This is a genomic window from Salmonella sp. SJTUF15591, from assembly GCF_043356435.1.
Taxonomy (GTDB): Bacteria; Pseudomonadota; Gammaproteobacteria; order Enterobacterales; family Enterobacteriaceae; genus Salmonella; species Salmonella enterica.
Genome location: NZ_JBEUJO010000027.1, coordinates 1 through 6,301, shown reverse-complemented (window position 1 = coordinate 6,301; position 6,301 = coordinate 1). Strand labels below are relative to the sequence as shown.

At 51.3% G+C, this 6,301-nt stretch carries 5 protein-coding genes, 4 tRNA genes and 2 rRNA genes; 2 read left to right on the top strand and 9 right to left on the bottom strand.

The features are described 5' to 3' along the window. Position 1: 1 nt before the first annotated feature. The 5 genes from tuf to ABVM99_RS24355 form a co-directional block, all read right to left on the bottom strand. Positions 2-1,186 carry an elongation factor Tu gene (gene tuf / locus ABVM99_RS24375; RefSeq protein WP_000031748.1) on the bottom strand — a complete coding sequence of 395 codons (1,185 nt, stop codon included), beginning with the start codon at positions 1,184-1,186 and terminating at the stop codon, positions 2-4. Positions 1,187-1,301: 115 nt separating this feature from the next. Continuing rightward, positions 1,302-1,377 (bottom strand) — tRNA-Thr (locus ABVM99_RS24370). 6 nt (positions 1,378-1,383) lie between these two features. Further along, positions 1,384-1,458, bottom strand: a tRNA-Gly gene (locus ABVM99_RS24365). 116 nt (positions 1,459-1,574) lie between these two features. Beyond that, positions 1,575-1,659 (bottom strand) — tRNA-Tyr (locus tag ABVM99_RS24360). A gap of 8 nt (positions 1,660-1,667) precedes the next feature. Continuing rightward, positions 1,668-1,743: transfer RNA gene (locus ABVM99_RS24355), tRNA-Thr, on the bottom strand. A gap of 19 nt (positions 1,744-1,762) precedes the next feature. Here ABVM99_RS24355 and ABVM99_RS24350 point away from each other — a divergent pair. After that, positions 1,763-1,936 (top strand): hypothetical protein, encoded by a 174-nt coding sequence (locus ABVM99_RS24350; RefSeq protein WP_001541267.1) that lies wholly within the window; start codon positions 1,763-1,765, stop codon positions 1,934-1,936. Between the two features lie 208 nt (positions 1,937-2,144). Then, positions 2,145-3,095, top strand: a complete 951-nt coding sequence (gene coaA / locus ABVM99_RS24345; RefSeq protein ID WP_000023068.1) for a type I pantothenate kinase — start codon at positions 2,145-2,147, stop codon at positions 3,093-3,095. Between the two features lie 34 nt (positions 3,096-3,129). On the opposite strand, the gene birA is transcribed toward coaA, so the two are convergent. The 4 genes from birA to ABVM99_RS24325 form a co-directional block, all read right to left on the bottom strand. Continuing rightward, positions 3,130-4,092: a bifunctional biotin--[acetyl-CoA-carboxylase] ligase/biotin operon repressor BirA gene (gene birA, locus ABVM99_RS24340; RefSeq protein WP_000655746.1), complete on the bottom strand. Its 963-nt coding sequence runs from the start codon at positions 4,090-4,092 to the stop codon at positions 3,130-3,132. Then, entirely contained in the window at positions 4,089-5,117 is a 1,029-nt protein-coding gene (gene murB, locus ABVM99_RS24335) for a UDP-N-acetylmuramate dehydrogenase (protein ID WP_000149798.1), read from the bottom strand. Before murB ends, birA begins: the two co-directional genes overlap by 4 nt. A 181-nt stretch (positions 5,118-5,298) precedes the next feature. Further along, positions 5,299-5,414 (bottom strand): 5S ribosomal RNA (rrf, locus tag ABVM99_RS24330). Positions 5,415-5,610: 196 nt separating this feature from the next. Continuing rightward, positions 5,611-6,301 (bottom strand): 23S ribosomal RNA (locus tag ABVM99_RS24325); the annotation flags it as partial.

The window sequence follows — 6,301 nt, the reverse complement described above, 5'->3', positions numbered from 1 at the left end:
ATTAGCCGAGAACTTTAGCAACAACGCCCGCGCCAACGGTACGGCCGCCTTCACGGATTGCGAAACGCAGACCGTCGTCCATCGCGATCGGGTGGATCAGGGTAACAACCATTTTGATGTTGTCGCCCGGCATTACCATCTCTACGCCTTCCGGCAGTTCGATGGTGCCAGTCACGTCAGTAGTACGGAAGTAGAACTGCGGACGGTAGCCTTTGAAGAACGGAGTATGACGGCCGCCTTCATCTTTGGACAGAATGTACACTTCAGATTCGAACTTGGTGTGCGGCTTGATGGTGCCCGGCTTAGCCAGTACCTGACCACGTTCGATTTCTTCACGTTTGATACCACGCAGCAGAACACCTACGTTCTCACCGGCACGGCCTTCGTCCAGCAGTTTGCGGAACATTTCAACGCCAGTACAGGTAGACTTCTGAGTCTCTTTGATACCAACGATTTCAACTTCTTCGCCCACTTTGATGATACCGCGTTCTACACGACCGGTAACAACGGTACCACGACCGGAGATGGAGAATACGTCTTCGATCGGCAGCAGGAACGGCTTGTCAATCGCACGCTCTGGTTCCGGAATGTAAGAATCCAGGAAGCCAGCCAGTTCGATGATTTTCGCTTCCCACTCTGCGTCGCCTTCCAGCGCTTTCAGAGCAGAACCACGAACGATCGGAGTGTCGTCGCCCGGGAAGTCGTACTGAGACAGAAGTTCACGAACTTCCATTTCAACCAGTTCCAGCAGCTCTTCGTCATCAACCATGTCGCATTTGTTCAGGAACACGATGATGTACGGAACGCCTACCTGACGACCCAGCAGGATGTGCTCACGGGTCTGCGGCATCGGGCCGTCAGTCGCAGCAACAACCAGGATCGCGCCGTCCATCTGAGCAGCACCGGTGATCATGTTTTTAACATAGTCGGCGTGCCCCGGGCAGTCTACGTGTGCGTAGTGGCGGGTCGGGGTATCGTATTCAACGTGAGAAGTGTTGATGGTGATACCACGCGCTTTTTCTTCCGGCGCGTTATCGATCTGGTCGAATGCGCGGGCGGCACCGCCGTAGGTTTTAGCCAGTACGGTAGTAATGGCAGCGGTCAGCGTTGTTTTACCATGGTCAACGTGGCCGATAGTACCGACGTTAACGTGCGGTTTTGTACGTTCAAACTTTTCTTTAGACATCGATTGTCCCTCTAAGACACGGATAAATCGGTGATATCACCACATCAACCAGGCAACACGCCCGACTTGTTGAATGCTAATAAACAGAAGAGAAAAACAGGAAGGAGAAAAGAAGTGGTGCTGATAGGCAGATTCGAACTGCCGACCTCACCCTTACCAAGGGTGCGCTCTACCAACTGAGCTATATCAGCACATCTTGGAGCGGGCAGCGGGAATCGAACCCGCATCATCAGCTTGGAAGGCTGAGGTAATAGCCATTATACGATGCCCGCATCCTGGAACTCGGCTACCTGATTTTCATTCTGCACTGAATATCGAGAGAAACTCTCTTTATTCGAGCCGGTAAGCGAACTTATCGTCTCGGGCTGCGCCATCGCGCGGCCGAAAATGGTGGTGGGGGAAGGATTCGAACCTTCGAAGTCTGTGACGGCAGATTTACAGTCTGCTCCCTTTGGCCGCTCGGGAACCCCACCGAACTTGATGGTGCCGACTACCGGAATCGAACTGGTGACCTACTGATTACAAGTCAGTTGCTCTACCTACTGAGCTAAGTCGGCATCAAGTAGCGCGCATTCTATGGAGACCTGCGTGCTCATGCAACTAAAAAATTGCATAAAATGTTCTATCGCTCACATTTTGCGCTATAAGAGACAAAAATGCTCTAATTTCAAACAAGAGAGCATAAATTTTCGGCATTTTACCGACCGTCTGACCAGGATACGACGCGGCATTTCAACGCTCCGTCGATAGAAAGCAATCTTCTGTATCTGGTATATTCGTCACATTGCTTCTCAGGGATAGCTTTCACAGCGAGATTTTTTCTTATTATTCCTCCCCATCTGGTGTTACCCTCCTGCCCATTGTCCAAATTAACTTAAATGTGACGTGCCGTTGCATGTCAGGGATGGCCCTCGTTCATCGCTGAACTGATGTAGCAATAGCAGCCAGAAACATGCTTATGAGTATAAAAGAGCAATCGTTAATGACGCCTTACCTACAGTTTGATCGCAGCCAGTGGGCTGCGCTTCGCGATTCTGTGCCGATGACCCTGACCGAGGATGAGATCGCGCAGTTAAAAGGCATTAATGAAGATTTATCGCTGGAAGAAGTTGCAGAAATATATTTACCTCTCTCCCGTTTGCTAAATTTCTATATCAGTTCAAATCTGCGTCGTCAGGCTGTCCTGGAACAGTTTCTGGGCACTAACGGCCAGCGAATCCCTTACATCATCAGTATCGCGGGCAGCGTCGCAGTGGGTAAAAGCACGACAGCACGCGTTCTGCAAGCGTTGCTGAGTCGCTGGCCGGAACACCGCCGTGTTGAATTGATTACCACAGACGGCTTCCTCCACCCAAACCAGGTGTTGAAAGAACGCGGGTTAATGAAGAAAAAGGGGTTCCCCGAATCGTATGATATGCACCGACTGGTGAAATTCGTTTCTGACCTCAAGTCGGGCGTACCGAACGTGACGGCGCCAGTCTATTCTCATTTGATTTACGATGTTATTCCTGAAGGGGATAAAACCGTCGCTCAGCCTGATATATTGATTCTTGAAGGTTTGAATGTTTTACAAAGCGGTATGGATTATCCTCACGATCCGCACCATGTATTTGTCTCTGATTTCGTTGATTTCTCTATTTACGTTGATGCGCCAGAAGAACTTCTTCAGACGTGGTATATCAATCGCTTCCTGAAATTCCGCGAAGGGGCGTTTACCGATCCTGACTCTTATTTCCACAATTATGCGAAATTATCTAAAGAAGAAGCTGTTAATACAGCAGCCTCGCTTTGGAAAGAAATTAACTGGTTGAATTTAAAGCAAAATATCTTACCCACGCGAGAACGTGCCAGCCTTATTATGACCAAGAGCGCTAACCATGCGGTGGAACAGGTAAGGTTGCGGAAATAACAGAAAAAAGGGGAGTACCGACTCCCCCTTTTTACTATTCGGCGCTTCGCAGCGATATTTCTCCGCCCATCCAGGGTTTAATCACACCATCCTGTTCAAGCAATAATGCGCCCTGAGTATCAATGCCGCGAGAAATACCAAATATTTCTTTGTCGCCAATAATTAGTTTTACCGGGCGATCAATAAAATTATCCAGTTTTTTCCAGCGCGAAAGATAAGGAGAAAGACCTTCTTGCTCAAAAAGCTCAAGCGCAGCACGTAGCTTATAAATCAGCTTTGCGGCCAGCATATTGCGGTCGAGCGTAATTCCGGCCTCTTGTAGTGTGATCCATCCCTGATTTATCACGTCCTCTTCTACGCGACGCATTGCCATGTTAATACCAGCGCCAATCACTATTTGTGCGGCATCGCCCGTTTTACCGGTTAACTCGACCAGAATACCCGCCAGTTTGCGATCCAGCAGGTAAAGGTCGTTAGGCCACTTCACGCGAACTTTATCTGCGCCCAGTTCACGCAGCACTTCCGCCATCACAATTCCAATGACCAGACTCAAGCCTATTGCCGCCGCAGGCCCCTGCTCCAGACGCCAGTACATTGAAAGATATAGATTCGCGCCAAACGGTGAGAACCATTTACGCCCGCGACGACCACGCCCTGCCTGTTGGTATTCTGCTACACAGGCATCGCCTGAGCGCAGCTCACCAATTCGATCAAGTAAATACTGATTGGTTGAATCGATAACGGGCAATACCGCCACGTTTCCGCTATCCAGTTGGCTATGTATACGGTCAGCATCCAGTAACTGGATGGGTTCCGGTAAGCTATATCCTTTCCCGGGAACGGTAAATACATCTACTCCCCAGTCGCGTAATGTCTGGATATGTTTATTAATCGCCGCGCGGCTCATTCCCAGCCGTTCACCCAACTGCTCGCCTGAGTGAAACTCTCCGTCGGCAAGTAGTGAGATCAGCGTCAGGGGAACGGTAGTATCTTTCATGCAATGCTCTCCACTGCGTTCACCTCTCCGAACTGACCAATAAAGCGAACCTCAGGCTCCAGCCAGACATTAAATTTTTCACCCACTTTTTGCCGGACATGATGCGCCAGCGCCACCACATCTTTACTTGTCGCATCATTCGCATTAATCAATACCAGCGCCTGTTGGCGATGCACCGCAGCGCCGCCAATGGTGACGCCTTTCAACTGACATTGATCTATCAGCCAGCCTGCCGCCAGCTTCACTGAGCCGTCTGCCTGAGGGTAGTGCGGCGCGTTGGGGAATCGTTCTAACAGTTCCATAGCGATATCGGCTGCGACAACGGGATTTTTAAAAAAGCTGCCCGCATTGCCATTCACTTTAGGATCCGGCAATTTTGTGGTGCGCATATGGCATACAGCATCAAACACCTGTTGCGCGGTGACCGTTTTCGGGTCCAGACGAGTAAGATCACCATAGGTCAACACCGGCTGCCATTGCTTTGACAAACGCAGACCCACCGCGACGATCGCAACGCGATCCTGATATTCATTTTTGAAGATGCTGTCACGATAGCCGAAACGGCATTCCGCCGCGGACAAACGCAGACGTTTTCCCGTTTCCAGTTCAACGCAGTCAACGTAGTCGCAGACGCGCTGTAGTTCTACGCCATACGCGCCAATATTCTGTATAGGCGAGGAACCAACGCAGCCAGGGATGAGCGCCAGATTCTCCAGGCCGGGCATGTTGTTGTCCAGCGCGTAGCGAACCAGTTGATGCCAGTTTTCGCCTGCGCCGACGTGTAGGTGCCAGGCGTCCGCGGTTTCATTCACCTCAATGCCTTTCAGGCGGTTAAGGATCACGGTGCCGGCGTAATTTTCCAGAAACAGGACATTGCTTCCTTCACCCAGGATCATAACCGGCAGTCCCTCACGAGTTGCTTGCTGCCAGGCGCTCAGTAGTTGTTGTTCGTTTTCAGCGCATACGATGTGCTTTGCACAATGATCAATGCCGAAGGTATTCCAGGGTTTTAGGGAGTGGGTCATGGCTGCTTTCCTGATACTCAATCGGCAATAGTTTACCGTATCTGTGTTGGGAAGGCTTGTGGTTATATTGAGGGTGGATCGGCGCGTCCCTGTAGGCTGGATAAGGCGGAGCCGCCATCCGACAGACCACAGATAAAACAAAAGGCCCTGTCTTCCGACAGGGCCCTTCGTTTTATTTGATGCCTGGCAGTTCCCTACTCTCGCATGGGGAGACCCCACACTACCATCGGCGCTACGGCGTTTCACTTCTGAGTTCGGCATGGGGTCAGGTGGGACCACCGCGCTAGTGCCGCCAGGCAAATTCTTTGTGCTCTGTCCTGTGTCTTTTACACTGATACGGCGTTGGCTGCTCTTGCGAGCGTCAGTCACATACTTCTGTATGCTCCTTCCGTCGCTGCGTTTGCCGCCTTGTCTCAGCGTAAAATCCTTCGGACTCTGAATCTGAGCTGAAAATTGTTGTCTTCTCAATCCGCCAAAACATCTTCGGCGTTGTAAGGTTAAGCCTCACGGTTCATTAGTACCGGTTAGCTCAACGCATCGCTGCGCTTACACACCCGGCCTATCAACGTCGTCGTCTTCAACGTTCCTTCAGGAGACTCTAAGTCTCAGGGAGAACTCATCTCGGGGCAAGTTTCGTGCTTAGATGCTTTCAGCACTTATCTCTTCCGCATTTAGCTACCGGGCAGTGCCATTGGCATGACAACCCGAACACCAGTGATGCGTCCACTCCGGTCCTCTCGTACTAGGAGCAGCCCCCCTCAGTTCTCCAGCGCCCACGGCAGATAGGGACCGAACTGTCTCACGACGTTCTAAACCCAGCTCGCGTACCACTTTAAATGGCGAACAGCCATACCCTTGGGACCTACTTCAGCCCCAGGATGTGATGAGCCGACATCGAGGTGCCAAACACCGCCGTCGATATGAACTCTTGGGCGGTATCAGCCTGTTATCCCCGGAGTACCTTTTATCCGTTGAGCGATGGCCCTTCCATTCAGAACCACCGGATCACTATGACCTGCTTTCGCACCTGCTCGCGCCGTCACGCTCGCAGTCAAGCTGGCTTATGCCATTGCACTAACCTCCTGATGTCCGACCAGGATTAGCCAACCTTCGTGCTCCTCCGTTACTCTTTAGGAGGAGACCGCCCCAGTCAAACTACCCACCAGACACTGTCCGCAACCCGG